Source organism: Geothrix sp., assembly GCF_049292215.1.
In the GTDB taxonomy this organism is placed as follows: Bacteria; Acidobacteriota; Holophagae; order Holophagales; family Holophagaceae; genus Geothrix.
The window spans coordinates 1-25,846 of the sequence record NZ_JBATQW010000007.1 but is presented as its reverse complement, the minus strand read 5'-3'; the positions used below and the strand labels follow the sequence as shown (position 1 = coordinate 25,846).

General features: G+C 67.6%; 25 protein-coding genes. 14 read left to right on the top strand and 11 right to left on the bottom strand.

Going from position 1 to position 25,846, the window contains the following annotated elements:
* Window positions 1–46 precede the first annotated feature (46 nt).
* The gene (locus WAS25_RS00930) at window positions 47–1,255 is read left to right on the top strand and encodes an HD-GYP domain-containing protein (protein WP_422309405.1); all 1,209 of its coding nucleotides are present in this window, start codon (window positions 47–49) and stop codon (window positions 1,253–1,255) included.
* Between the two features lie 30 nt (window positions 1,256–1,285).
* Here the strand turns inward: WAS25_RS00930 and WAS25_RS00925 are convergent, their stop codons facing one another.
* Both WAS25_RS00925 and ggt read right to left on the bottom strand, forming a co-directional pair.
* Window positions 1,286–3,532: an ATP-binding protein gene (locus WAS25_RS00925; protein ID WP_422309403.1), complete on the bottom strand. Its 2,247-nt coding sequence runs from the start codon at window positions 3,530–3,532 to the stop codon at window positions 1,286–1,288.
* 112 nt (window positions 3,533–3,644) lie between these two features.
* Complete coding sequence (gene ggt / locus WAS25_RS00920) at window positions 3,645–5,342, bottom strand: gamma-glutamyltransferase (protein WP_422309401.1); 1,698 nt, start codon at window positions 5,340–5,342, stop codon at window positions 3,645–3,647.
* A gap of 100 nt (window positions 5,343–5,442) precedes the next feature.
* Between ggt and WAS25_RS00915 the strand changes: the two genes are divergently transcribed.
* Window positions 5,443–5,928, top strand: coding sequence for a DinB family protein (locus WAS25_RS00915; protein WP_422309399.1), 486 nt, complete (start codon window positions 5,443–5,445; stop codon window positions 5,926–5,928).
* Window positions 5,929–5,990: 62 nt separating this feature from the next.
* Window positions 5,991–6,779, top strand: coding sequence for an arylamine N-acetyltransferase family protein (locus tag WAS25_RS00910; protein ID WP_422309397.1), 789 nt, complete (start codon window positions 5,991–5,993; stop codon window positions 6,777–6,779).
* Window positions 6,780–6,782: 3 nt separating this feature from the next.
* Here WAS25_RS00910 and WAS25_RS00905 read toward each other — a convergent pair whose 3' ends face one another.
* Both WAS25_RS00905 and WAS25_RS00900 read right to left on the bottom strand, forming a co-directional pair.
* Window positions 6,783–7,454: an SDR family NAD(P)-dependent oxidoreductase gene (locus WAS25_RS00905; RefSeq protein WP_422309395.1), complete on the bottom strand. Its 672-nt coding sequence runs from the start codon at window positions 7,452–7,454 to the stop codon at window positions 6,783–6,785.
* Window positions 7,451–8,155, bottom strand: coding sequence for an NAD(P)H-binding protein (locus WAS25_RS00900; RefSeq protein ID WP_422309393.1), 705 nt, complete (start codon window positions 8,153–8,155; stop codon window positions 7,451–7,453). Before WAS25_RS00900 ends, WAS25_RS00905 begins: the two co-directional genes overlap by 4 nt.
* A 14-nt stretch (window positions 8,156–8,169) precedes the next feature.
* Between WAS25_RS00900 and WAS25_RS00895 the strand changes: the two genes are divergently transcribed.
* The 6 genes from WAS25_RS00895 to WAS25_RS00870 all read left to right on the top strand — a co-directional run bounded on the left by WAS25_RS00895 (window position 8,170) and on the right by WAS25_RS00870 (window position 12,656).
* Complete coding sequence (locus WAS25_RS00895) at window positions 8,170–8,649, top strand: aminoacyl-tRNA deacylase (protein WP_422309391.1); 480 nt, start codon at window positions 8,170–8,172, stop codon at window positions 8,647–8,649.
* Between the two features lie 214 nt (window positions 8,650–8,863).
* Complete coding sequence (locus tag WAS25_RS00890) at window positions 8,864–9,208, top strand: hypothetical protein (RefSeq protein ID WP_422309389.1); 345 nt, start codon at window positions 8,864–8,866, stop codon at window positions 9,206–9,208.
* 15 nt (window positions 9,209–9,223) lie between these two features.
* On the top strand, window positions 9,224–9,889 hold the full coding sequence (locus tag WAS25_RS00885; protein ID WP_422309388.1) for a methyl-accepting chemotaxis protein: 666 nt from the start codon (window positions 9,224–9,226) through the stop codon (window positions 9,887–9,889).
* Between the two features lie 10 nt (window positions 9,890–9,899).
* Window positions 9,900–10,208, top strand: coding sequence for an STAS domain-containing protein (locus tag WAS25_RS00880; protein ID WP_422309386.1), 309 nt, complete (start codon window positions 9,900–9,902; stop codon window positions 10,206–10,208).
* Window positions 10,209–10,262: 54 nt separating this feature from the next.
* The gene (locus WAS25_RS00875) at window positions 10,263–11,954 is read left to right on the top strand and encodes a SpoIIE family protein phosphatase (protein ID WP_422309384.1); all 1,692 of its coding nucleotides are present in this window, start codon (window positions 10,263–10,265) and stop codon (window positions 11,952–11,954) included.
* A gap of 114 nt (window positions 11,955–12,068) precedes the next feature.
* Window positions 12,069–12,656 carry a DinB family protein gene (locus tag WAS25_RS00870; RefSeq protein WP_422309383.1) on the top strand — a complete coding sequence of 196 codons (588 nt, stop codon included), beginning with the start codon at window positions 12,069–12,071 and terminating at the stop codon, window positions 12,654–12,656.
* Between the two features lie 3 nt (window positions 12,657–12,659).
* Here WAS25_RS00870 and WAS25_RS00865 read toward each other — a convergent pair whose 3' ends face one another.
* Window positions 12,660–13,286 (bottom strand): DUF5655 domain-containing protein, encoded by a 627-nt coding sequence (locus WAS25_RS00865; protein ID WP_422309381.1) that lies wholly within the window; start codon window positions 13,284–13,286, stop codon window positions 12,660–12,662.
* A 129-nt stretch (window positions 13,287–13,415) separates the two neighbouring features.
* Between WAS25_RS00865 and acs the strand changes: the two genes are divergently transcribed.
* The 4 genes from acs (at window position 13,416) to WAS25_RS00845 (ending at window position 17,961) form a co-directional block, all read left to right on the top strand.
* Window positions 13,416–15,347, top strand: coding sequence for an acetate--CoA ligase (acs, locus tag WAS25_RS00860; RefSeq protein ID WP_422309379.1), 1,932 nt, complete (start codon window positions 13,416–13,418; stop codon window positions 15,345–15,347).
* 249 nt (window positions 15,348–15,596) lie between these two features.
* Window positions 15,597–16,085: a DUF2231 domain-containing protein gene (locus WAS25_RS00855; protein WP_422309377.1), complete on the top strand. Its 489-nt coding sequence runs from the start codon at window positions 15,597–15,599 to the stop codon at window positions 16,083–16,085.
* 27 nt (window positions 16,086–16,112) lie between these two features.
* Window positions 16,113–17,327, top strand: a complete 1,215-nt coding sequence (locus WAS25_RS00850) for an AmpG family muropeptide MFS transporter (RefSeq protein ID WP_422309375.1) — start codon at window positions 16,113–16,115, stop codon at window positions 17,325–17,327.
* 25 nt (window positions 17,328–17,352) lie between these two features.
* Window positions 17,353–17,961 (top strand): hypothetical protein, encoded by a 609-nt coding sequence (locus WAS25_RS00845; protein WP_422309373.1) that lies wholly within the window; start codon window positions 17,353–17,355, stop codon window positions 17,959–17,961.
* Between the two features lies 1 nt (window position 17,962).
* On the opposite strand, the gene WAS25_RS00840 is transcribed toward WAS25_RS00845, so the two are convergent.
* From WAS25_RS00840 to WAS25_RS00830, 3 genes are read right to left on the bottom strand one after another with little or no spacing between them, the layout of a single operon-like run.
* Window positions 17,963–18,427, bottom strand: a complete 465-nt coding sequence (locus WAS25_RS00840) for a rhodanese-like domain-containing protein (protein ID WP_422309371.1) — start codon at window positions 18,425–18,427, stop codon at window positions 17,963–17,965.
* Between the two features lie 43 nt (window positions 18,428–18,470).
* Entirely contained in the window at window positions 18,471–19,454 is a 984-nt protein-coding gene (locus WAS25_RS00835; RefSeq protein WP_422309369.1) for an RluA family pseudouridine synthase, read from the bottom strand.
* Window positions 19,451–20,239, bottom strand: coding sequence for a prolipoprotein diacylglyceryl transferase (locus WAS25_RS00830; protein WP_422309367.1), 789 nt, complete (start codon window positions 20,237–20,239; stop codon window positions 19,451–19,453). Before WAS25_RS00830 ends, WAS25_RS00835 begins: the two co-directional genes overlap by 4 nt.
* Window positions 20,240–20,311: 72 nt before the next feature.
* Here WAS25_RS00830 and lpxD point away from each other — a divergent pair, with 72 nt between their 5' ends.
* The gene (lpxD, locus tag WAS25_RS00825; protein WP_422309365.1) at window positions 20,312–21,313 is read left to right on the top strand and encodes a UDP-3-O-(3-hydroxymyristoyl)glucosamine N-acyltransferase; all 1,002 of its coding nucleotides are present in this window, start codon (window positions 20,312–20,314) and stop codon (window positions 21,311–21,313) included.
* Here lpxD and WAS25_RS00820 read toward each other — a convergent pair whose 3' ends face one another.
* The 3 genes from WAS25_RS00820 to WAS25_RS00810 all read right to left on the bottom strand — a co-directional run.
* A complete protein-coding gene (locus WAS25_RS00820) occupies window positions 21,314–23,236 on the bottom strand; it encodes a response regulator (protein WP_422309363.1) in 1,923 nt (640 codons plus the stop codon). It lies immediately after the preceding gene.
* Window positions 23,233–25,191, bottom strand: a complete 1,959-nt coding sequence (locus tag WAS25_RS00815; RefSeq protein ID WP_422309361.1) for a sensor histidine kinase — start codon at window positions 25,189–25,191, stop codon at window positions 23,233–23,235. Before WAS25_RS00815 ends, WAS25_RS00820 begins: the two co-directional genes overlap by 4 nt.
* Before the next feature lie 3 nt (window positions 25,192–25,194).
* A partial coding sequence (locus WAS25_RS00810; protein ID WP_422309359.1) for a hypothetical protein occupies window positions 25,195–25,846 on the bottom strand: 652 nt, incomplete at its 5' end.

Below are 25,846 nucleotides of genomic sequence, written 5' to 3'. Positions count from 1 at the left end.
TGCCCGCCCGGCCGATTCAAAGGGGCAGGGCAGGGGGTTGGAGCGGATGGCGATCAAGCGAGTGCGCATAGACCAACTCAAGCCGGGCATGTACATCCACGACCTGAACTGTGGGTGGCTCCAGCACGGCTTCCTCCGGCAGCAGTTCCTGCTCAAGTCCGAGAGCCAGATCGAGAAGATGCAGCACCAGGGCATGCATGACGTCTACATCGATACCGGCAAGGGCGCCGACCTACCCGGCGCGCCGACGGAAGCCGAAGTCCAGCAGGTCCTCCAGGAACAGTTGGAGGCCTCCGGCTCCAAGAAGGCCACCCTCCCCACCGCCCGGGTGCCCCAGAAGGAGGAGGCCGCCGCCGCCCAGCGCATCCTGGGCGAGGCGCAGGGCGTCGTGAAGGACATGATGCAGGACATCCGCCTGGGCAAGCAGGTGGACCCCGCCCGGGCCATGCCCGTGGTGGACGAGATCAACGCCTCCATGCTGCGGAACCCTGGCGCCCTGCTGAGCCTGGGCCGCATCAAGCAGGCGGACACCTACACGTTCCAGCACTGTGTCAGTGTCTGTGCCCTCCTGGTGAGCTTCTCACACGCCCTGGGCCTGGATGCCCAGGCGGTGCGGGAAGCGGGCCTGGGGGGCCTGCTGCACGATGTGGGCAAGATGATGATTCCCAACGAGATCCTCAACAAGCCCGGGCGGCTCACGGAAGAGGAGTTCGCCATCATGAAGTCCCATGCCGCCCTCAGCCGGGACCTGCTGAAGGACACACCGGGCATCTCGGACACCGTGATCCGCATCGCTTCCGAGCATCACGAGAAGATGGGCGGGTGCGGCTACCCCATGGGGCTCCGCGGGGACCAGATCTCCCAGGCGGGACGCATGGCCGCCATCGTGGATGTCTACGATGCCCTCACCTCGAACCGGGTCTACCACAAGGGCATGGAGCCCTCGGATGCCCTCAAGAAGCTGCTGGAATGGAGCGGTGACCATCTCGACCCCGATCTGGTGCAGCTGTTCATCAGGGCCCTGGGAATCTATCCCGTGGGCAGCCTGGTGCGCCTCAGCGACGGCAAGCTGGCCGTGGTGGTGGAACAGCAGGAGGACCTCCTGCGGCCCATCGTTCGTGTGGTCTACGATGCGGTCCGGGGCTATGGCCTTCCGCCCCGGGACCTTGCTTTAGGACAGGCGAACCAGCACATAGAGTCCTTCGAGGAGCCGGCTGAGTGGGGGCTCAACCCCCTGGACTACCTCAGGGCCTAGCGGCCGCAACCTGACGGGACATGTCGGCGGTCAATGGGCGGTCAGTCCCCGGATCAGGGTCAGCAAGTCGTCGAGGGGGAAGGGCTTGTTCAGCAGGTGGGCTCGGGGGTCCTTGGCGAAGGCGGACTGGAAGGCCTCCAACGACTGGCCGCTGGCGAGGATGAAGGGAACCCGCGAGCCCGTGGCTCGGATCCGCTGGAACAGTTCCATACCCGTGTAGCCAGGCATGCGCTGATCGCTGAGTACCAGGTCGAAGGCCTGACTTTGGAACGCCCCCCAGGCCTGGTCGCCGGAGGCGGCCCGACTCACGTGGGCTCCGGCCGCGACCAGGGCGCTTTCCAGCATGTCGAGCAGGAAGGCCTCATCCTCGGCCACGAGGAGGCGCAATCCGAGGAGGGGTTCGATGGGCCCCTTTCCGGCCTGCAGCGGGACGGCCTCCGCAGCTCCAGATTCAGCCAGGGGAAAGTTCAGCGTGAACCGGGTGCCGATTCCCACCTGGCTGTCCACGGCGATCGTTCCTCCGTGGGTCTGGACGATCCCATGCACCATGGACAGGCCGAGGCCCGTTCCCTGCCCCACGGCCTTGGTGGTGAAGAACGGTTCGAAGATGCGGGGGAGGGCCTCTCCGGGGATGCCCTGGCCGGTGTCCTCCACCTCGAGTTCGATGCGTCCTTCTCTGGGTCGACGGGTCCGCAGGGTGAGCCGCCCTCCTTGGGGCATGGCGTCCCGGGCATTGACGGCCAGGTTCATGAGCACTTGTTCCAGCTGCAGGCTGTCGCCCTTGATTGGGGCCGGCCCAGGCGCCAAGTCGGTGTCGACCCGGATGAGCCCTCCCAGGATGGAGGCCAGCAGGTCCGCCGTGGCCGTCACCAGCCCATGGAGATCCATGGGGCGCAGGTCCGGGTCGCCATGGCGGCTGAAGGCGAGCAGGGTCCGGGTGGTCCGCGCACAGCTGGTGGCCGAAGATTCCGCCAACAGGAGCCGCTGCTGCGCGGGATGCCCGTCCGGCAGCGTCTCGCGAACCATGTGCAGCTGGCCGAGGATGGCGCTGAGGTGGTTGTTCACGTCGTGGGCGATGCCGCCGGCCAGGGTGCCCAGGGTCTCCAGCCGCTGGCTGTGCTGAAGCTGCTCCTGCAGGGCATGGCGCTCCCGGATTTCGGCGTGGGCCCACTGCAGGGCCTGGCCCACGACCTGGAACTCGAGGACCTCGTTCGAGGGCCGGTGCGGGGCGACGCCCGCGCCGACCTCTTCCGCCGCGTTGGCGAGATCCTGGATGTCGTCCGAGAGCCTCCGCCCCACCCGGAGGCCCCAGAGGATGGGCAACAGCATCACCACGAAAGCGGCCGCCGTGAAGCCCAGCAGCTTCCCCTGGGCCGTGGCGAGCAGGTCCGCTTCAGGAATCGCGAGGACCATGTGCCACTGGGACCCGGGGTGGCGGGGGAGCTCGCTCCGCAGGATGCGGTGGCGCAGTCCGCCGAGGAGGGCCGAGGTCGAGCCGGGCGGCGGCAAGGTCACCATGGCCCGGGAGCCGTGGGCGACGGACAGCTCTTGGCCCTCCTGGTCGAGGAGCCAGAGCCGGCTGCCCTGGGTGGGCCGGAGCAGCTCGAGGAAGCCTTGGAGATCCTCGGCCACGAGATCGAGCCCCAACGCGCCTTCCAGAGGCTTCCCTGGTCTCCTCAGGGGCACGAGCCAGGTCATGACAAGCCGGTTTTCCGGAGGGCCGAGGCGATAGGGCACCGACCAGCGGGGCGCCTCGAGCCCACGGGCTTCCCGGTACCAGGGGCGGCTCCTCGGGTCATAGCCGTTCAAAACATGGTAGGCCTCGGTCACCGGGGGCTCGAGGCCCATGGCCCCGGCCTTCTGCCAGCCCAGCTGGAAGCGGCCGCCGGAGTCTTCCCGGATGACGCGGCCATGCCAGCCATCCTTGCCCTGCATGAGGAGCAGGGAATGCCCCTGCTCGTCCAGGAGGTTGAGCAGCCGGAAATCATCCTGGCTGTGCAGCCAGGGCATGAGCAGCGAGGCATTGGCTTCGGGAGCGTCGAAGGGGAGCCGCCCCTGGATCCAATAGCTGTGGACGAACGAGCCAGCGCGCTCCACTTCCGAGAGGCGTTGGTCCATGGCCTCGACAGCGATGCGCAGCCGGGCCTCGCCATCGCGCTGGGCCTGTCCAAGCAGGAGGGTCCGGGTTCCCCACCAGACCAGCCCGAGAAGGAGGGCCACGAGGGGCAGCTGGATGCCCAGCAGCTGGCGGGCGAGGAGGCGGCGAAGAGGGGTCATGCCCGGTCCAGGGAGGGAGAAGCTGCGGTGGAGCGGCGGGGGTGGCTCTGGGTAGTCTAGAACACGCCCCCCGGCGTCGCCGAGGACGGCGGTCACAAGCTGGATCGGGTCATCAGTACCCGGCCGCCTGACCGTCCTTCCTCGATTCCGACGCCCCGAAGTAAACCTTCTGCTTCGGATCCCAGCGGATGGCCTGGTAGCCGCCATAGCCTCCGAACAGCCAGCCCACGCCGTGACCCCGGTTCATGAGCTCCCGCACGGTTTCGTAGGGGAAGCCGCTCTCCAGTTGGATGGTGCCGGGCAGCTTCCCCTTCTCGCCGGTGGGCTCGGGGGAACCGTCATGGCTCATGCGTGGGGCATCGCCAGCCTCCTGGGCGTTCATGCCGAAGTCGATCAGGTTCATCACGATCTGGGCGTGGCCGATGGGCTGGAACTCGCCGCCCATGACGCCGTAGCTGAGGAAGGGCTGGCCATCCTTGGTGATGAAGCCCGGGATGATGGTATGGAAGGGGCGCTTGCCAGGGGCGTAGGTATTGGCGTTGCCCTCTTCCAGGTTGAACAGCTCGCCGCGGTCCTGCAGGCAGAAGCCGAGGTCGCCCGGCGTCATGCCACTGCCCATGCCCCGGTAGTTGCTCTGGATGAGGCTCACCAGGTTGCCCTCGCCATCGGCGGTGGTGAGGTAGATGGTGTCGCCCTCCTTCAGGGGCGGGTGGCCCGCTTCCAGCCGGCGCGCGGCGCGGTTCTCATCGATAAGACCGCGGCGCTGGGCGGCGTATTCCTTCGAGAGCAGCCAGGACAGGGGCACCTTCATGAAGGGGGCATCGGCGTAGAACTTCGCCCGGTCCTCGAAGGCCAGCTTTTTGGCCTCGGCGAAGAGGTGCGCGTGGCGGGGACTGCCGAAGGGAATCTTCGAGAAATCGTAGCCTTCGAGGATGTTCAGCATCTGCAGGGCGGCGATGCCCTGGCCGTTGGGAGGCAGCTCCCACACGTCGTAGCCACGGTAGCTCACGCTCACGGGCTCCACCCAGTCCGAGTGGTGGGCGGCCAGGTCCTCGTAGCTGAGAAATCCGCCCTGGGCCTTCATGTAGGCCTCGATCTTCCGGGCGATGTCGCCCTTGTAGAAGGCGTCACGGCCCTCCTTGGCGAGCTGTTCCAGTGTTTTGGCCAGGCGCGGGTTGCGGAAGATCTCACCGCTCCTCGGGGCGCGCTTCCCATCGACGGTGAAAGTCTCCAGGAAGCCTGGGAACTTGCCAAGCGCGGGCACGCTGCGATCCCAGTAGTAGGCGATGAGCTCACTGACGGGAAAGCCTTCCTTCGCATAGCGGATGGCGGGCGCCAGCACCTGCGCCATGGGGAGCCTGCCGAACTTGCGATGCAGCTCGAACCAGCCGTCCACGCAGCCGGGTACGCTCACCGGCAGAGGGCCATGGGGCGGGATGTGCCTGAGGTTCAGCTTTTTGAAGTGGTCGAGGTTGAGCGACTTCGGGGAGCGGCCGCTGGCATTGAGGCCGTGCAGCTTCTTCGTCCTGGCGTCCCAGACGATGGCGTAGAGGTCACCACCCATGCCACTGCCCGTGGGCTCCATGAGTCCCAGCGCCGCGTTGGCCGCGATGGCCGCATCCACGGCCGAGCCGCCCTGCTTCAGGACATCGAGGGCGATCTGGGTGACCAGGGGCTGGCTGGTGCAGGCCATGCCGTGCTGGGCTGCCACCTCGGAGCGCGTGGCGAAGGCACGACCGGTGACGCGGTCCCCCGCGTGCAGGGACAGGGTCGCGAAACCCAGGACAAGACAGGCGGTGGGGAGGCGCATGGGAGCTCCGGCGGGCGGCTCCCCATCGTAACCACGGCTACCTCGCATGATGAGGCTTCATTTTTCCCGCCAGGGGATCATGCTGAAGCCGAGGTGCCCCATGCCCTTTGACGCCGTCACCCGGGAGACCTACCTTCACCGCTACCGCCAGGGGGCCGCGCTACTGCGGCAGGCCTGGGGCGAGGTGCCCGCCGAGGCCCGGACCTGGCGGCCCGGCGAGGGCAGGTGGAGCGCCCACGAGGTGGTGGTCCACTGCGCCGACTCGGAGACGTACTCCGGCATCCGCATCCGGCTCCTCCTGGCTGAAGCGGAGCCCCTCATCGTGGGTTACGACGAGACCACCTGGGCCAGGCGCTTCGACTACCACGCCTCCGATCCCGAGCTGGCCCTGCGCCTGGTGGAAACGGTAAGGGCCCACACCTCGGCCATGCTGGACCGCCTGCCCGAGGAGGCCTGGGGACGCATGGGCCGCCATACCCACAGCGGTCTCTATGGAACCGATGACTGGCTGCGGAGCTACGGAGAGCACTTGGAGTTCCACGCGGCCCAGATCCGGCGCAACCTCGCGGCCTGGTTGGCTCGCTGATCCTGGAGATCCCATGCATGTCGCACGCACCTCCCACTCGCTCGGCAAGGGCGAAGCGCAGCATGTCCGCTGAGCTGGACCTGGGCGCCTACCTGCGGCGCATCGGCCTGATGGAGCCTCCCCGGGCGGACCTGGCGGGCCTCCAGGCGCTGCACCTCGCCCACGCCACCAGCATCCCCTTCGAGAACCTGGACATCCAGCTGGGCCTGCCCATCCGCCTGGATCTGGGCTCTCTGCAGGCCAAGCTTGTGCGGCAGCGCCGAGGCGGCTACTGCTTCGAACACAACACGCTGTTCCTGGCCGTGCTGCAGGAACTTGGCTTCGAAGCCAGCGCCTGCGAGGCCCGGGTGCGCCTTGGCGCCCAGGGGCTGCTTCCCCGGACCCACATGCTGTTGGTGGTGCGGCTGGCGGGGAGCGACTGGCTGGCGGACGTGGGCTTCGGCGGCGAAGGCCTGCTCGGACCGGTGCCCATGGACGGCGCGGCCCATGCCCAGTTCCTGAACGTCTACCGGGTGGGGGTGGAGGGCGGCCTGCGCGTGCTCCAGTCCTTCCACCATGGGGCCTGGGAGGACCTCTACGCCTTCGAGCCCGTCCCGCGCTTCCCCGTCGATTTCGAGGTGGCCAACCACTACACCAGCACCCACCCGGACTCGCGCTTCCTCCGGACGCTCACCGCCCAGCTGCCCGGACCGGAGGTGCGCCGCATCCTCCGCAACCGCGCCTACGCAGAGCTGCGCGGCGACCAGGTGGTGGGCCACGAGCTGGCGCCGGAGGAGGTGGTCCCGCTCCTGCGGAAAACCTTCGGCATCGAGGTGCCGGCTGGAGCGAGGTTCAAGGCCCTGACGAGCTAGCTGCTACCAGTCGATCCGCTCGCCGTCCCGCCAGAAGCCGCCCGTGAGCCCTGGATCGGCCTGGAGCATCAGCCACAGGATGCTGTCGGCGCCCTGCTGGAGGCTCCGGGGCGCCTCGGGCCCGCCGAGGTCCGTGCGCACCCAGCCCGGGCACACGGCGTTGACGGCGATGCCGCGGGGCCTGAGCGCTTCCGCGAGCTGCACCGTGACGGCATTGAGCGCGGTCTTCGAGATGCAGTAGGCGGGGGCCCAGGTGGCGGGCGTCGAGAGCTGGCCGCCCCCGCTGCTCACGTTCACGATGCGGCCGCCCTTGGGCATGAGGGGTGCCAGGGCCTGGACCAGCCGCAGGGGGCCCACCGTGTTCGTCTCGAGAGTGCGGTGCAGCAGCTCGGGATCGAGTGCCAGCGCATCGACCATGCGGTCGAGCAGGATGCCCGCGTTGTTCACCAGCACATCCAGGCGGCCCTGGCGCGCGCGGACGGAAGCCGCTGCGGCGGCGATGGAGGCGGGATCGGCCACGTCCAATGCCAGCACGTCCACCCCGGGCAGGGGCAGTATCCCTGCCGGATTCCGGACACCGGCGAGGACCGTGTAGCCCTCCTGGGCGAGGCGGCGGACCACTTCCCGGCCCAGACCGCGGGAGGCTCCGGTGACAAGGGCGATGGGCTGAGTCATGGTCTCCCCCACTGGGTCACGGGACCGGGATGCAGATCCAGGCCTTCAAGGATCTGCCGCTGGCCGGGCTGGAGGGACAGGGTTGCTTCCAGCAGAGCCGTGGCCACCTCCCGCACATGCACCGGGGCCCAGCGCCACCACCCGGGGCTGCCGGCGAAGGCCGCCCTCCCGAGCGCCAGCCAGGGGGGCGCGATGAGACGGTTCACGAGGACTTCCAGAAGACGGAATTCCCGGCGATCGCTGCGCAGAAAGGAAGGCCGGGCGATGGCGTGGGCCAGGCCGCTGGCCTCCAGCTCCGTTTCGACCGTGGCCTTGGCGCCGAGATACAGGCCTTTCCCCCGGTCGGCCCCGACGCTGCTCACGAGGCCCACCTTGGCCCCGGGATGGGTGGTGGCCAGGGCCGAGATCAGCCGCATCGGATAGTCCCGGTCCACGCGGAGGAAGGCCTCGGCACTGCCGGCCCCGGCGAGGGTGGTGCCCAGGGCGATGAGGAGCAGGTCGCAGGGCGGCCCGAAAACGGGACCGTAGGCGCCCAAGTCCTCGAAATCGAAAGCGACTTCCTCAAGGTTGGCGGCCAAGGGGAGTGAACCCGGCCTGCGCACGAGGGCCCGCACGGACAGCTCCGGGCGCTGCGCCAGCAGGGCCAGCAGCTGCCTGCCAACCTCCCCCGTGCCACCAGCGATCACCACCTGCTGAGTCATGGAATGATGATGCCATGTCGAAAGCGCCTTCCACCAATGCCACCCGGCTCCTGAAGCAGGCGGGCGTGCCCTTCACGGAGCACCTCTACCGCTACGAGGAGCATGGCGGCACGGCCGTGAGCGCCCGGGAGCTGGGGGTGCCGGAGCACGCCGTCATCAAGACCCTGGTCATGGAGGACGAGAAGGGCCTTCCCCTGATCATCCTCATGCACGGCGACCGCGAAGTGAGCACCAAGGAGTTGGCCCGGCAGATCGGCGCCAAGGCTGTGCAGCCCTGTCGGCCTGAGGTGGCGAACAAGCACAGCGGCTACCTGGTGGGTGGCACCAGCCCCCTTGGCACCAGGAGGTCCATGCCCATCCATGCTGAAGCCACGATCTTTGAACTCGACCGCATCTACCTGAACGGCGGCAGCCGGGGCTTCCTGGTGGGGCTTGCTCCGGCGGACCTGGACAAGGTGCTCAAGATGAGCCGGCTGAGGGTGGCGATTTCCTAGGCTCGAACCGGGCGAGGTTGGTTAAATGTCTAGATTTATATAGATGCTGTATCTCGTTGCCACAGGCCTGAGCGACGATACTGTCCAGGTATAAATATTTGCTTGTCGAGAAATTCCCTGCCCGTAACGCCTTCTTCTGTCAAGGATGGCAAGGGTTTAGGAGCGCGCTGTGGCTGGATTTTTTAGAAGGGGCCGGGTCGAGGAACCCCCACCCATGGTCGGGAGCTCTGGGAGCCCTCTGGCCGAGGACGGTCTTAGGCCCAGCCTGACCGCCCTGCTTCTGGCGCAGGTCAGCCTGCTGGACCAGGCCGTGCTGGAGCAGACCCTTAAGCTCCAACAGGCTGAGACCCTGATGTCCGAGGCCGTGCAGGGCTTCGGCGGGGCCCTCCAGTCCCTGGACGTGTTGGCCACCGAGCAATACCGCTTGGCCATGGAGCTGCAGGACGTCCTGGAAGTGCGCCTGGACGGCGAGGAAGGGGCCCACTCGGTGGAGGATTTCACCATGCGCATCCTCGGCACCATGGACCAATTCGTGGACGCCATGATGGACATTGGTTAGTCCAGCTTCCAGCTGGTGGAAGAGATGGACGGCATCCGCGTCCGGTCTGACGCCATGGGCCAGTCCTTGGGGGAACTGGCCGAGGTGGCGATGCAAACTCACATGCTTGCGCTCAATGCCAGCATCGAGGCAGCCCATGCACGGAAGCACGGGGCGGGGTTCGCCGTGGTGGCTGGAGAGGTGCAGAAGCTCTCCCACAAGAGCGCCAGGATCAGCGATCACATCGCAGGCCAGGTCCGGGAGACGGCGGCTGCTCTGAACCGCACATCGGTCCAGGTGGAGCGCATCGCCTCCAAAGACCTCAACGAGATCATCCGATCCAAGGACCTCGCCGAGCAGATGGTGAACGCCATCGGCCAAAGCGAGATCAAGGCTCAGCGCTTGGTGACCCGCATGGAGGAGGTGGGCAGGGAGGTGAGCGCCCAAGTGGCCCGGTCCATCCAGGCCCTACAGTTCGAGGACATGGTGCGCCAGATCCTCCAGCGCGTGGCCGCCGGTTTCCAGCGGCTGGCGCTTCTCGCCGCCAGCCTTCAGTCCCTCGCAGCGGCCGTGGACGAGGGACAGAGGCCCCTGCCGGAGCTGCTGGCCGAGGCCGCCGGGGAGATTGCCGGGTTTGGCCGGGAGACCCACGATTCGGTCCAGGCAGCGTCCATGGACTCGGGCGATGTGGAACTGTTCTGAGGGAGCGGCCATGGAATTCAAGACCACCGTTGAATCTGGCTGCGCCACGGTATTCCTCCAGGGCCGGCTCGCCTTTGGCAGCTATCCGGATTTCCGGGTAGCCACGATGGCCGCCCTGGAGCACCCCCAGGTGGACCGGATCCAGCTCAACATGGCCGCCGTCGATTACCTGGATTCCAGCGCCTTAGGTATGATCCTGCACTTCAAGGAGAAAGCCGATGAAGCCCGGAAGGGCCTGGCCATCTCGAGCCCCGGGCCCCATGTCGCCAAGGTGCTGGCGGTGGTGAACTTCAGCCGGTTGATCCCCATCCTTCCATGAACCACCCACCCAAAGAAATTCAACCCGGTTTTTCAGGAATTGCGCCAGTCGCCCATGTTCGATGACAGGGATCAAGCCCCTCTGAAGCTACTCGTCATCGAAGATGACGCGATCACGCGCGCCCTTCTGAGGTCCGCCCTGGGGGATGAGGAGTTCCAGGTGTTCTGGGCCGAGGACGGCTTAGCCGGGGCGAAGCTCTTCGAACTCCACGAGCCCGACCTGGTCCTGACGGACTATTCAATGCCTGGAATGAATGGCGCCGAGCTTACAGGGCGGGTGCGTGCCTCCCTTCGCAGCCGTTTCGGCGATGACCATGGCTTCCTGCCCGTGGTGATCATGACGGGGCGAGGGGAAGCTGCTGTGCGCAGAGAGTGCATGGAGGCTGGGGTCGTCGCATTCATTGAAAAACCTCTCAATGTGGTCGAACTGCGTTACCGCACCCGCATGATCGCGGAAGCCTCCCGGGCCCAGAGGCACCTGCAGTCAAGGTTGGTCGAGGAGCAGCACGAGATCGCGGTGGTAAAGCATGTGTTGGATCGCCTGCTGGAGCAGGGCAGGGCCGGCAAGCCTCCGGAATTCCTCATGGAGACCATGACCACCCGCCGCATCAACGGAGACGCCTGTGCCTACCGGACCGGCGCCCCCGGGATCCACTTCGGCATGATCTGCGACCCCATGGGCCACGGTCTGATGGCCGGGGTTTCCGCAATGCCCACCATCGAGGTGTTCAACGCCCTGGCCACCAAGGATCTCCCCCTGCCCGGCATCCTCGCCGAGATCAACCGGAAGCTGCTTCTCCTCCTGCCGTCCGGACGGTTTTCTTGCTCGATCTTGTTCCGCATGGACTGGCATTTAGGCGAGCTCTCGGCGCTGAACGCGGGCATACCGATGGCCTTCCTCCTGGGCGCGGACGGCAGCCTAGTGCGCTTCGCCTCCACCAGCATTCCCCTCGGCATCCAGGCCGACCTCGGGTCCGCTCGCGTCGAGAGTGCCTGGATGGCCCCGGGGGACCTGTTCTTCGCCTGCAGTGACGGGTTCTCGGAGCTGGTGTCGGAGGAGGAGATCCTGGACCTGCTCCAGACAGGTGGGGCGGAGGGTTTCACGTCCCTGGCCCATGACTTGGTCGCGCGGCGGGTCCACTCCCTTGAGTTGGCGGACGACGTGAGCTGGTGCCTGTGGCCCTTCCAGCCCAAGGACATCGAGCCGGCCTTTTCAGCGGTGGCTCGGCACGAGGTCGTCTCGGCTGAGCAGGGCCTCCACCTTCGCCTGACCCTCCATCCGGGCCAGGTCAATTACCACGAGATGGGCCCAAACCTGGTGGGACTCCTCGGCCGGCTGGGGGTTCCCGCTGAAACCTGCCAGATCCTGGCCCTGCTCCTGTCCGAGGCCATTGTGAACGCAGTGGAGCATGGCGCCCTGGGCCTGGGTTCGGCCCTCAAGGAAGCCGGCTTCGAGGCCTTCGAACAGGAACGGAACCACCGCCTGGCCACGGGATGCAAGGGAACCATTGAGATCCAGATCATGGTCCACCGTGGGGCTGATGGTGACTTTTCCTATTTAAGCGTCCTGGTCTCGGACCCCGGGCTGGGCTTCCCCTGGCGCCAGTACCTCGCGGAGGCGGACGGCAGTTCTGCCACGCCCTATGGGCGCGGGCTCTTGCTCCTGAAATCACTGGCGCAGGATCTCACCTTCAACGAGAAGGGAAACGAGATCAGCTTTCGCCTCTATGCTTCCTCTGGTCACTGAAGCGCGTTCTCCACGGGACCACTTCGTCGCGAATTGTCCTCTGATCAACTGGAATTTCCACTGTCCGTCCGGTGGGTGTAGGCTGTCCTCCCTTTCCAGGAGCAAACCATGAAAATGACGATGCTTTCCCTACTGTTCGCCCTGCCACTGGCAGCCCAGGCACCTGCCCCCAAAGCTCCCGCGCCTGCCGCCCCGGTGGCCGAACCCACCGTCGGCGTGGCCATGGACGGCACCTACCAGTGGGTGGTGGGCCAGTTCGTGGGCGCCGCCGAGGCCATGCCTGAGGACAAGTTCGACTGGGCCCCCAGCCAGGGCGAGTTCAAAGGCGTGAAGACCTTCGCTCAGCAGGTGAAGCATGTCTCTGCCGTGAACTTCTTCCTCGGTTCGGTGCTCCTGGGCGAGAAGCCCCCGGCGGAAGTGGGCAACCCCGAGATGGGCCCCGACAGCCTCAAGACCAAGGCCGAGATCCTGAAGTACATGAAGGATTCTTTCGCCTACGCCCGGAAGGCCATCCAGAGCATCACGGCCCAGACGGGCAGCCGGGCCGTGAAGAACCCCTTCGGCCAGGGCCCGGACATGACCCCCATCGGCATGGCCACGTTGCTCTCCTTCCACGGCATGGACCACTACGGCCAGATGGTGGAGTACCTCCGCATGAACGGCATCGTGCCCCCGGCCAGCCGCCCCAGGCCAAAGTCCTAAGGGTCAGTCCCCGTCCCGCTCGTAGGCCCGCTTTAGCCAGGGCAGGGCCGCCTTCAGGTCCGCTGCCGAGGTGACCTCGAGCTTGTGGGAGATGCGGTCTTTCTTGGCGTGCCCGCCGGTGTCCTTCAGGCGGCCGCTGGGATCCTGCACGCCCGCCGGAGCGCCCAGGGCCAGGCCCAGGTCCAGCCGGGACACGAAGGGCTTCACTTCGGCGAAGACATGGTTCCGGTAGAAGGGGACGGTGGTCTCGCAGGGGCAGACCTTCACGTCGGAACCCAGGCCGCGGGCGAGGGCCACGACCTGCTCGAAGAGGGGCCGGAGCGGGGCCTTCTTTCCGCCGTACTGGGTCTCGACATAGCCCGGAGCGGCCGCGAGATAGCCTTCCGGTGTGTCGTCGAAGGCGTGGCCGGGGGTGGCCCCGGCCCGCTGCAGGACGAACCCCGCCTGGTTGGTGCCCAGGCCCTGGGCCTTCAGCCAGCCCTTGGGGTCGGCCGGCTGCTCCCGGCGCAGGAGGGTCACCCAATGCTCCAGGGTGTGCCCGGTCCTGGCCTTGAAGTTGGTGAGGATGGACTGGACATAGGCCACGCTGGGATGGACGTCGAAAGGGGCCGGGGGGGTGGTTTTTGCCATGGGCAGGGCTCCGGGGCCAGGGTGGCTGTGATGACCGTCATCGATTGTCGGCGATCTCCCGGACCTCGTGCTACCTTCCCTCCCAACCAATCCCATCTCACCACCCGCATCCCGTTCTCGGAGCCTTCCATGAGCGAAGTGGAAATCAGCATCACCCAGCAGAAGACCATCCAGGCCTTGCAGAAGGGCGAGGCCCCCATTCCCATGAAGGGCTGGCTGGCCAAGCAGGCGGCCATCAACTACGAGGTGGAGCGGGCCCTGGCCGAGGACGATCCCGCGGCTTTCTGGGGCGAGAAGGCCAAGGCCCTGGACTGGGCCGAGCCCTGGACGAAGGTCCTCGAGTTCAATCCCCCCAACCACGCCTGGTTCCTGGGCGGCAAGCTCAACGCCACGGTGAACTGCATCGACCGTCATGTGCACAGCGACCGGCGCAACAAGGCGGCCCTGCTGTGGGTGGGGGAGGACGGCGACGAGCGCTCCTACACCTACAACCGCCTCTATCGCGAGATGAACCGCTTCGCCAACACCCTCAAGCGCCTGGGCGTGAAGAAGGGCGACCGCGTCATCCTCTACATGCCGCTGACGCCGGAAGGCATCATCTCCATGCTGGCCTGCGCCCGCATCGGCGCCATCCACAGCGTGGTCTACGCGGGCATGGGCGCCCTGGCCCTGCGCACCCGCATTGAGGATGCCGGCGCCAAGGTGATCGTCTGCTCGGACTTCACCTACCGCCGCGGGAAGGCCATCGCCCTGAAGCCCATCGTCGATGAGGCCGTGCGTGACCTGACTTCGGTGGATCACGTCATCGTCCACCGGCGCGGCTCCCGCCCCGGCGACGCGCCGGTGACCTTCGCCAGCGAGCGGGAGAAGGACTTCTACGACATCCAGCAGGGCCGCGACATCCACTGCGATCCCGAGATGGTGGATGCGGAACACCCGCTGTTCATCCTCTACACCAGCGGCACCACCGGCAAGCCCAAGGGCGTGGTCCACGCGACGGGTGGCTACATGGTGGGCGTGAACTACCTGAGCAAGGCCTTCTACCAGATCCAGGAGCGGGACATCTACTGGAGCACCTCGGACATCGGCTGGGTGGTGGGCCACAGCTTCATCGTCTACGGCCCCATGAGCATCGGCGCCACGGTGCTCTGCCGCGAGGGCGCCCCTGACTACCCGAGCCCCGACGTCACCTGGGAGATCTGCGAGCGCTTCGGTGTGAACGTGATGTTCACGGCCCCCACCGCGGTCCGCATGTGGATGAGTCATGGGGCCGAGGCCCCCGGCAAGTTCGACCTCAGCCGCCTGCGCCTCATGGCCTGCGCCGGGGAGCCCCTGAACCCCGAAGCCCACCGCTGGGCCCAGCAGCACCTCGTGGGCCAAGGCAACGGCCAGGTGGTGGACAACTGGTGGCAGACCGAAATCGCCGGCCCCGTCATCGGCACCCTGCCGACCTTCGAGGTGCGGCCCGGCAAGGCGGGCAAGGCCATGCCGGGGGCCCAGCTGGCGGTGGTGAACAAGGACGGTTCGGCCGTGCCTGACGGCCAGGGCGGTCTGCTGGTCATCAAGTTCCCGCTGCCGTACATGCTCCGAACCGTGTGGAACGACCACAAGCGCTACGAGGACTACTGGAAGGAGATCCCGGGCTACTACACCGTGGGTGACGTGGCGGTCCGCGACGCCGACGGCTACATCGCCGTGCTGGGCCGGTCCGATGATGTGCTCAACGTGGCTGGCCACCGCATCGGCACCGCCGATGTGGAGGGTTCCCTCATCCGCCATCCCGCCGTGGCCGAAAGCGCCGTGGTGGGCATTCCCGATCCCATCAAGGGGGAGAGCATCAAGGCCTTCGTGGTGGTGCGGGCGGGGGTGGCCACCGGACCGGGCCTCATCGCCAGCCTGAAGGACCATGTCCGTGAGGACCTGGGCGGCATCGCCGTGCCTGCCGACATCGAGATCAGGGCCACCCTGCCCAAGACCCGCTCCGGCAAGATCCTCCGCCGCGCCCTCAAGGCCGAAGCCCTGGGGCAGGATCCCGGCGACCTCAGCACCCTCGCGGATTGAGATTCTCCACGGGTTCCCCTCGCAACGTATGCGTTGCTAGGTTCTAGGTTCTAGGTTCACGCTTCGCGCCTCCATGGGGTGCGGCGCATGGCGTGGCTCCCACTCGCCTGGGGCTCGCGGAGGCGGAGCTTCTGCCGGGCCCCGGCGCTCGGCCCGGCGGAGCCGTGCCTCCGCCATGCCTGTCCCCCCGTCGGGCCTTCCCATTCCGGCGCAATGCGCCATGATCGAAGCTTTGATCATGGAGCCCCCATGCTGCCGCCCTGGAACCACCTCCACCCGGCCATCGTCCACTTTCCCATCGCCCTGCTCTCCGTGGCGCCGCTGCTGGTGCTGGTGGGCCTGTTCTGGTCAGCCCAGCGGCGGGGAATTCACGCCGCCGCGCTGATCCTGCTGGTCCTTGGGTTTGGCGGGCTCCTGCTGGCCATGGAAAGCGGCGAGGCCGCAGAGCGGTACGCCCGCGCCACGCCGGCGCTCCTGGCCGGGCTGCGCGACCATGAGCTGACCGCGCAGAAGACCACCCTGATCTTCGGCCTGCTCGGCGCCGGTTTCGCGGCCATGTGGGTGGCACCCCTGGTGCGGAGGCGCGAGCTGGCCCGGCACGTCGAGCTGGGCCTGCTGGTCTTCTGGCTGTTCCTCGCGGCGGGGGGCGTGTTCGCCCTGGCCCGCACGGGGCATCTCGGCGGCCACCTGGTCCACGACCTGCACACGCACGCTGTTCCAGAGACCAGCCTGCGCTAGGGCGCTGCGCCCCCGCTACCATCAGCCATGCCCTCCCGCCGTCTCGTCGTCCTCATCCTGCTCGGGTTCGCCTCGGGGTTGCCCCTGTTCCTGACGGGTTCGACCCTGAAGGCCTGGATGACCGACGAAGGCTTGAGCCTCGGCACCATCGGCCTCTTCAGCTTCGTCACCCTTCCGTACAGCCTGAAGGTGCTCTGGGCGCCCTTCCTGGACCGCTATGCCCTGCCCGGCCTGGGGCGCCGCCGGGGTTGGCTGCTGGCCATGCAGGGGGCCATGGCCCTGGCCCTGGTGTTGCTGGCCCGCACCCAGCCGCAGCTCGATCTCCTGCGGGTGGTGGTCCTGGCCCTGGCTGTGGCCGTGGCCAGCGCCAGCTTCGACATCGCCGTGGACGCTTGGCGGGCCGAGGCCCTGGAGCAGAAGCAACTGGGGCTGGGTAACAGCATCCACATAGCCGCCTACCGCGTCGCCATGCTGGTGAGCGGGGGACTGGCCCTGATCGTCGCCCAGGCCTTCGGATGGCGGACCACCTACCTGGGCATGGCCGTCCTGACCGTGCTGGGCATGGCCGGGACCTGGCTGGCGCAGAACACCGATGCCGTGGCCCAGGCACCGCGCACCCTCCGGGAGGCCATCACGGGACCGCTGAAGGACTTGCTGCAGCGCAAGGGCATCGGCTACCTCCTGGCCTTTGCCGTGTTCTACAAGCTGGGTGACTGGCTGGCGGAGTCCATGACCATCCCCTTCCTGCTGCGGGGCATGGGCTTCAGCAAGATGCAGATCGGCAGCGTGCAGAAGACCACCGCCATGGTGGCCATCATCCTGGGGGGGCTGATCGGTGGCTGGATGCTCACCCGCATGAGCCTCCGGAAGGCCCTGTGGATCTGCGGCTTCGTGCAGGCGGGGAGCATCCTTGGCTTCTGGGCGATTTCCCTGCTGGGCCGCCACCTGCCCCTGCTGGTGGCGGCCAATACGCTGGAGAACCTGGCCTATGGCATGGGCGGCAGCGCTTTCGCGGCCCTGCTCATGGGCAGCTGCAACCGCTCGTACACCGGCACCCAGTACGCCCTCTTCAGCGCCCTCATGGCCCTCCCCCGGACCCTCTTCGCCGGCATGACGGGGTTCATGGCCGAGGCCTACGGCTGGAAACTCTATTTTCCGATTTGCGCCGCCGCCGCCATCCCCGGCCTGCTGCTGCTGCTGCTCTACGACCGATGGGGACTCCCCGAGGAGGGCCAGTCATGACACATTCATGGTGCATGGAGGTTCCGTGATCCGTTCGCTGCTCTGCCTGACCGCCCTGTCCCTGGTCGCCCAGGGGCCGCCGCCCGCCAAGAAGAAGGTCGCGGACCTGCCGACCTTGCCCGCGCCCAGTTCGAGCCCCGTCAAGGAGCTGGTGCGGGCCGACCTGAGTTCGGCCGAGGTCGGCACCCCCGAGGCCCTGACCGCCTCGCTGTATGCGTTCATCTCCGGACCCAAGGACCAGAAGCGCGACATCGAGAAGATCCGCGCTCTCTTCCACCTGCACGCCCGGCTTGCGGTGGCGGCCAAGCATCCCGAGAAGGGCGCCTTCATGCGCCCCATGGACCTCGAGGCCTTCCTGGCCTTTGCCATTCCACAATGGGAGAAGGGCTTCTTCGAAAAGGGCACGGCGGTGACCGTGACCAGGCAGGAGGGCGTCGCCCAGGTCTGGTCGCCCTACGAGATTCGCCTGGAGGCCGAGGGACCTGCGCTCTACACGGGCATCAATGCCCTGCAGTGCGTCTATGACGGCAAGCGCTGGTGGATCATGCACCTCGCCTTCCAAAGCGCTCCCACGGAGGCCCTTCCGGCAACTCTGGAGGCGCCCAAGAAGCCCGTAGAGGAACCGAAAAAGTAGCCTACTTGGCCAGTGGCCTGTTGGCCCGCCGCCAGGCCTTCATGCCGCCCTGCATCACGTAGAGCCAGGTGAAGCCCCTCCGCGTCAGCAGGTCGAAGGCCTGATGGGAGATCTCATCGGTCTCATCCACCAGGATCAGGGCCCGGCTGGCCTTGGGATCCGGCGTGGTGAAACGCTGCGACAGTTCCCCGAAGGGCACGTGCAGGCAGCCCCTGATGTGGCCCGTCCGGAAGGTCTCGGCGCTCCGCAGGTCCACCACCAGGGCCCCGGAGCCCATGATGAGTTCATCCACCTGCACGGGGCCCAGGACCGGGCGCCCTTTCCCGCGGCGCCAGGAGGCGATCCTGGGCAGCACCACCAGGAGGAGGATCAGGAGGCAGATGGCCGCCAGCAGAATGCCTGGCAGGTGGGGATAGGCTTTCAGCCAGCCTTCTAGAGTGGTGGGCGCGGGCGCGGGACCAAGCATGGAACCCCCAAGTGCAGATTCTCTGAGGGATGATGCGCCCGGCTCAGAACCCAGGCAAGCCCAGGGAGGCCGCCAGGGCTCGGAAGGCGTCGGGAATGGGGGCCTCCGCATCGATCCGGACCCCGGTGAGGGGATGGTCCACGGACAGCTTCCACGCATGGAGGGCCGGATGGGGCAGCAGCAGGGGCAGGCCGTCCACGTCCTTCCACTTGCCGGGGCCGCCATAGAGCGGATCGCCCATGAGCGGTGCCCGCAGGTGTGCGAGGTGGACGCGGATCTGATGCGTGCGACCCGTCAGCAGCTCGCACTCCACCAGGGCGGCGCTGGTGGTGCGGGCCAGCACCCGGATGCGGGTCTGGGCTGAGCGCCCGCCCGCGGCCACCACCATGCGCAGGCGGTCGCGCTTGTGGCGGGCGATGGGCTCGTCGATGAGGAGGCTGCCCAGCTGGGGCAGCTTGGGGGAGTGCCGCACAATGGCGAGGTAACGCTTCTCCACGGTGCGGGCCTTGAACTGGTCCTGAATGGCGCGCTGGGCCTCGGCGGTTTTCGCCAGGCAGAGGCAGCCCGTGGTGTAGCGGTCCAGGCGATGCACGAGGCCGGGCCAGCCCGAGGACAGCTCCTCGGTGTCCTCGCTGGGCTCATCATCCTCCGCAACTTCGACCACCACGGGGGTCTTGAGGCGGTGCAGCAGCGCGTTCACCACGGTGCCGCCGGGATGGCCCGGGCCTGGATGCACGACCATGCCCGTAGGCTTGTTGACGATCCATAGCTGGTTGTCCTCGAAGAGGGTGGGGAGGTCGATGGCTTCGCCTTCCAGGTGGGCCGCCGGTGGGGCGATCGTCGGCAGTTCGGTCTCAACCAGGTCACCCGGTCGCAGCTTCACGCCGCCCTTGGTCACCGCCACGCCGTTCACCTTGATCTCGCCCGTACGGACATGGACATCCCAGCGGGCGCGGGGAATGTCGGGATAGCGGTCCGCGAGGAATCGATCCAGGCGGGGGGCGCCTTCTTCGGCGGTGAGTTTCACTTCGTCTCCTTACGCCGGCTCCAGACCAACCAGAGGCCCAGTCCAAGCAACATGAATGCAATGCCCGTGAGGCGCCCCGTGCTCAGCCAGGCCCAGCCCAGCCAGCCGGTGCCCCGGTCCACGTCGCCCCGCCAGGTCTCGGTGATGACGCGCCCCAGGCCCTCCACCAGGAAGTAGAGGGCGAAGATCTGCCCCTGGAAGGCCCGCTTCGGCCGGGCCAGCAGAAGGACGGCCATCACGGCGAGATTGGCCAGGGTGTTGTAGAGCTGGACGGGGTGGACCAAAAAGCCCGGAGCGCCCATGGCCTGGGCCAGCGGATGGGTGAAGTGCACGGCCCAGGGCAGGTGGGACTCCGTGCCGTAGCAGCAGCCGGCCGAGAAGCAGCCCAGCCGCCCGATGGCCTGGCCGAGGGCCACGCCGGGCACCAGGGCGTCGCCCGTGATTCGCAGGGGCAGGCCCCGCCCTTTCCGTAGCTTCCAGAAGAACACGGCTGTGGCGGCGATGATGCCGCCGTGGATGGCGCCACCGGCGCGCAGGGTCCCCAGGGAGAAGACCTCTGCTAGCGGCCGGTGATTGATCAGGTCCACCACGATCATCAGGAGCTTCGACCCCAGGATCGCGGAGATGAGCATGGCGATGGCCAGATCCGTGATGGCCGCAGGCTCCAGGCCATCCAGCTTCGCCTGCCGCTTGGCCAGGGCGGTGCCGGCGAAGAAGGCGATGGCCAGCAGCAGCCCGTAGGTGCCCAGGGGGAAGGAGCCGATCTCGAAAAGAACAGGATGCATGTCGGATTCCGAACGGATGACTGGAAACTGAAGACTGAAGACTGAAGACTGAAGACTGATGAGGAGGCCCCCATGTCCCGGACCGTGACGACCCTGAGTGCGCAGGATCTGGCCGAACGTCTGGGAGGCACCCTGGAACATTGTCCCCCGGAACGCCCCATTTCCGAAGTGAAGCCCCTGGAAGAGGCAGGGGCCGGCTCCGTGTCCTTCCTCGCCAACCCGAAATACGCCGCCAAGGCCAAGGACAGCGCAGCGGGTCTGATCCTCGTGGACGCAGCCGTGGATCTGGGGGATCGCCCGGTGTTGCGGGTGAAGCACCCCTACTGGGCCTTCGCCCAGGCCATCGGCTGGCTGCACCCGGAACCGGAGCCCCGCTGGAGCGCCGCCGCGGTGGATCCGACGGCCTCGGTGGGCGAGGGGTGCCGCCTCGCACCTGGCGCCACGGTGGGGGCCCGCACGGTGTTGGGCCGGGGCTGCGTGCTACATCCCGGTGTCCACATCGGCGATGAATGTCTGCTGGGGGATGGCTGTGAGCTGTTCTCCGGGGCGGTGCTCTACCGCCGCACGAAGCTCGGGAACCGCGTGGCGGTCCACGCCAACTCCGTGGTGGGCAGCGACGGCTACGGCTACGTGCTGGTGGAGGGCCGCCACGCCAAGATCCCCCAGGTGGGCTGGGTGGAGGTGGGCGATGACGTGGAGATCGGCGCCTGCGTATGCATCGACCGGGGCGTGCTGGGGCCCACCCGCATCGGGGCGGGCACCAAGATCGACAACCAGGTGCAGGTGGGGCACAACGTGCAGGTAGGGAGCCACTGCCTCCTGGTGAGCCAGACCGGCATCAGCGGCTCGACGAAGCTTGGTGACTACGTGACCCTAGCCGGCAAGGTGGGCGTGGTGGGCCACATCGAGATCGGCAGCCGCAGCGTGGTGGGTGGCAACAGCGTGGTGGCCAAGAGCCTGCCCGAGGGCAGCTTTGTCACGGGTTTCCCTGCCCGCCCCCACAAGGAGTGGACCGAGGCCCAGGCCGCCCTGAACCGGCTGCCGCGACTCATGAAGCAGCTGCGCAAGGGCTGATCACTCGCCCAGGCAGCTCCGGATTTTTTGGATGAGGTCGCCCGGGTTGTACGGCTTCTGAAGGAACTGGATGGGGGCGAACTGCTGGAGGTTCCCCGCCACGTCCGAGCTGCTGTAGCCGCTGGAGAGCAGGACGGGCACGGTGGCTCCCGGCCCCTCCTCGGAGCGGAGCTTCGTGAGGACCTCGTCCCCACCCAGGATGGGCATGGTGAGATCCAGAACCACCGCCCGGATGTCACCCGCCTGCTTGAGGTATGCACTGAGACCGTCGCGGCCGTTGGACGCGGTCTCGACCCGAAACCCGCAGCGCTCGAGGGTGGCCGTGGCGACGCTGCGCACCGTCTCCTCATCGTCCACGACGAGGATGGTTCCCTGGCTTGAGTAACTCAGGGAGGGGCGGTCCTGCCAGATGTCATGCCCGTGGGTGCTTTCGGAGCGGGGGAAAAGCAGGCGGAAGGTGGTGCCCTGGCCCGGCTCGCTGAGCACCTGGATGGCACCGTGGTGGCCGTGCACGATTCCGAGGACGGCGGCCAGGCCGAGCCCGCGCCCGGTGAACTTGGTGGTGAAGAAGGGATCGAAGATCCGGTCGAGGGTGTCCTGTCCCATGCCGGAGCCGGTGTCCTTCACCTCGAGGAAGACCGATTCGCCCTCTGGAGGCGTGCCCGCGAGGGACGGCGTGAGGGGGCCGGTGGGCATGGCCCCCACGGTGATGGTGATCTTGCCGGACCGCTCGCCCAGGGCGTCCGAGGCATTGGTGATCAGGTTCATGATCACCTGGCGGATCTGGGTGGCATCCCCGTCGATCAGGGGCAGGTCGGGCGCGAAGTGGTGCTCGAGCACCGCCTTCTTGGAGATCACGGTCTCCAGCAGGCTCTCCATCTCATCCACCAGGCGGGACAGCGACACGGGCTCGACCAGGAACTTGCCCCGGCCGGAGTAGGCGAGCAGCTGGTTGGTGAGCTCTGCGGCCCGGGTGGCGGCGAGCTCGATCTGGTGCAGGCGCCGCCGCTGGGGGCTGTCCTCGTCGAGGTCCATGAGGGCCAGGCCCGCGTGGCCCATGATGCCCATCAGCAGGTTGTTGAAGTCGTGGGCGATGCCGCCCGCCAGCACGCCCAGGCTTTCGAGCTTCTGGGCCTGCTGCACCTTGGCTTCCATGACCTGGCGGTCCAGCTCCACCTGGCGTTTTTCCGTGATGTCCCGGGCATTGATCACGATGCCGTGGACGCCGGGCACGTCAAAGGCGTTGTGGGCGACCGCCTCCATGAGGCGCGAACTGCCGTCCTTGTGGAGGATGCGGATCTCGATGGTCCTGGACTCGCCTGGAGCCTGGCTCAGCTCACCCAGGATGGCGGCGTAGGCCTGGAGGTCTTCCGGGTGGACGAGCTCGGCGGCGGGCGTGCCGTAGCGCTCCCCGTGGCGATAGCCCAGGACCCGCTCTGCGGAGGGGCTGCTGTAGGACACCCGCCCGGACTGGTCGAGGATCACGACCAGATCCAGGGCGTGCTCGATGATCGCCCGCATCTTCGATTCGCTGGCCTTCAGCTCCTGCTCCATCCGGTGGCGGTAGAGGGCCATCTCGATGGTGGAGTGGAGGGTCCGCTCGTCATAGGGCTTGAGGAGGTATCCGTAGGGCCCGCTCTCCTTGGCCCGGGTGAGCGTCGTTTCATCGGCGAAGGCGGTGAGGTACACCACAGGCAGGCCCATGGCCTGCATGTGGCGGGCGGCCTCGATTCCATCCATGCCCGCGCCCAGGGAGATGTCCATGAGCACCAGGGCGGGCCGCGTGCTCGCGGCCATGGCCAGCGCTTCTTCACCGGTGGAAGCCAGACCGGACACAGCGTAGCCCAGCTCCTGCAGGTGCAGGCGCAGGTCCATGGCCACGATGGCTTCGTCTTCGACGATAAGGATCAGAGGTTGGCTCATGGGTGGCGGCTGGGAGGGAAGCTCAGGAGGAAGGCGGCGCCCCGGCGGCGTTCAAGCTCCAGGGTTCCCCCCAACTGATCGGTCAGGGCCCGGACCAACTGGAATCCCAGGCCGCCGCTGTCCAGGTCCACGGCCTCCGGCAGGCCCTGTCCTGAATCAGCCACGCGGAGCGTGATCCAGCCCCGATCGTCCGGTTCGATCTCAATGTCCAGGCTGCCGCCCTGTCCCGGCGGGAAGGCGTGCTGGAGGGCGTTGGCCACCAGCTCGTTCAGGATCAACCCGAGCGGGACCGGGACATCCGGCCCGAGTTCCACGCTGGCCACCTGCACCCTCAGATCGATGAGGGCCGGCACGCTGGCATAGCTGCGGACCAGTCGTTCCGCCAGGGTCTGCACGTAGCCGGGCAGGTCCAGCTGGGAGAAATCGGGCGCATGCTTGAGCTTCTGATGGATGAGGGCGATGGCCTGGACGCGCTCCTGGGCCTCCTGCAGGGCCAGATGCACAGCCGGGTCCTCCTGGGTGGAGGCTTGCAGCCGGAGCAGGCTGGAGACCACCTGGAGGTTGTTCTTCACCCGGTGGTGGATCTCGCGCAGCAGCAGGTCCTTTTCCCGCAGGGAGGCCCGGAGCGCGTTCTCCTCGGCGTGCTTGTGGGCATGGATGTCGAACAGGAACCCCATGACCCGGCCCTGGCCAGGCGAGGATTCCAGCCCGCCCGCCACCCGCACCCAGTGCTCGCCGCCATCCGGGGTCCGCAGCCGGAATTCGAGCTGCCGGTCCCCCTCGGGGCGGCTGATCTCCAGGAGGAACCGGAGGAAGGCGAGTTGGTCCTCGGGGTGGATCACGTCGGCCCAGAAGGGCTGCTTCAGCCAATGCTCCTGCGGCCAGCCGAAGTGGCTCTCGACCGCGGTGCCCAGGTAGGCGCAGCGGCCGCTGTTGAGGTCCATCTCCCAGGGGATGGCGCCCGTGACCTCCATGAGCTGGTTCAGGTGCCGGCTGCGCCGGACACGGATGCTCAGCGACGCCCGCTGGGCATCCATGGCGGAGCCCAGGAACATGGCCATCCCGAACAGGACGCTGAGGAACGACTGGATTCCCAGCTGGGCCTCCACCGGCAGGTCGTTCCTCAGGATGAGGACGGTCAAGGTCAGGCCCAGGAGCGGGAAGCCCAGGCTGGCTGCCCGCAGCCCGCCCCGGACGACCAACCAGGTCATGGGGAGGAAGAGCAGGTACTTCATGTGCAGGGTGCCAGGCTCGCTCAACCGCACCACCAGAATCATGGTCAGGATCAGGCCTGCCGCCTGGGCGAGGAACTCCAGGGGCCGGAGGGCCGGCGTGAGGGGCCTGAGCCGGGCCGTTCCCAGGCGGAGCCAGGGCCGGATCCACAGGAGGAGCGCGGGCCCCAGGGTGAGCACCCCGAGGACGTCGCCGAGGAGCAGGAGGCGCACCTCGCGGGCGAGGTGGAGGTCCTGCAGGATGCCCAGGCTGCGCAGGAGGGCGTAGACGGGCAGGGCTGCCAGCAGCGGGCCGAGGAAGGCCAGAAGCAGGAAGCCGCCCACATCCTTGGTGCGGTGGAGGCGGATCGATAGCCGGGCCTTGACGAAGGCCAGGGCGGCCAGGGCGTGGGCACAGGCATAGAGGCCCGACACGGCCAGGATGGTCCAGGGGCCCATCCCCAGGGGGCGGAGCCAGAGGTCCACAGGCAGGGGCGCCAGGATGACGGCGGGCAGGACTTTCGGGCCATACACCAGGAGCAGGGCGACGCTCAGTGCAGCGGGGAAATACCACAGGGAGACGCCATCCTTCGTGCTCAAGGAGGAGGCCACCAGATGAAGAAGGATGAAGGCCACCCAGTAACAGACCAGGACGGTCGTCAGACCGGGACGGCGGCTGCGGAGTCCCTCTGTGGCAGGGAAGACCTCTTCGGCTTGGCTGGGCTGGAGGGTAGATTCAGCCATGTCTCAGCCCATGGCCTGGAGGGGGCTGCCGCCGGCAAGCGCCCTCAGGTCCGGAGCCTCCGGGGGAAGCTCGAAGACCTGGAAGTCCACGGGACGGCCCAGCGCCACGAGCTCGGCCTCCAGATCCCGGCGGAGGGCCGATACCTGTCCGGGATCCTGGAGCCAGAGCCGGACCCTCAGCCCGGCGCTGCGCTGCTCCAGACCCAGCCGAACCTCGCCGAGCTTCGAGAAGGGGACACTGAGGAAGACGCGATGGACTGCGCTGACCTCCGCCTTGCCAGGATCGCCTTCCCCTTCGATCCAGAGCCGCAGGGGCTCCGCGCCCGGCGCCCAGGGCAGGGGAAGCTCGAACCACCCAGTGCCCTCCTTGGCCTGCAACCGGTGGAACGCCGACTCGGCGGGGGAGGTGGCGGGATCGGCGAGGGCCTTCATGGCTTCCTTCAGCCAGGCCGACCAGGCCTCGGGCTGGTCCGCCACTGCCAGGCCCGCCTGCAGCAGCTGGCCCAGTAGCTTCCCGAGCGGTGTCTGGGTGGCGCTGGACTGGAGCCGCGCGAGCAAGGGCCCCGCCTCGCCAAAGACCAGCGGGGCCAGCAGAGCCGGACTGGGCGGCGGCGTGGCCCGGACCACCTGGAGGCGGATGCCGGCACCCTCTGGC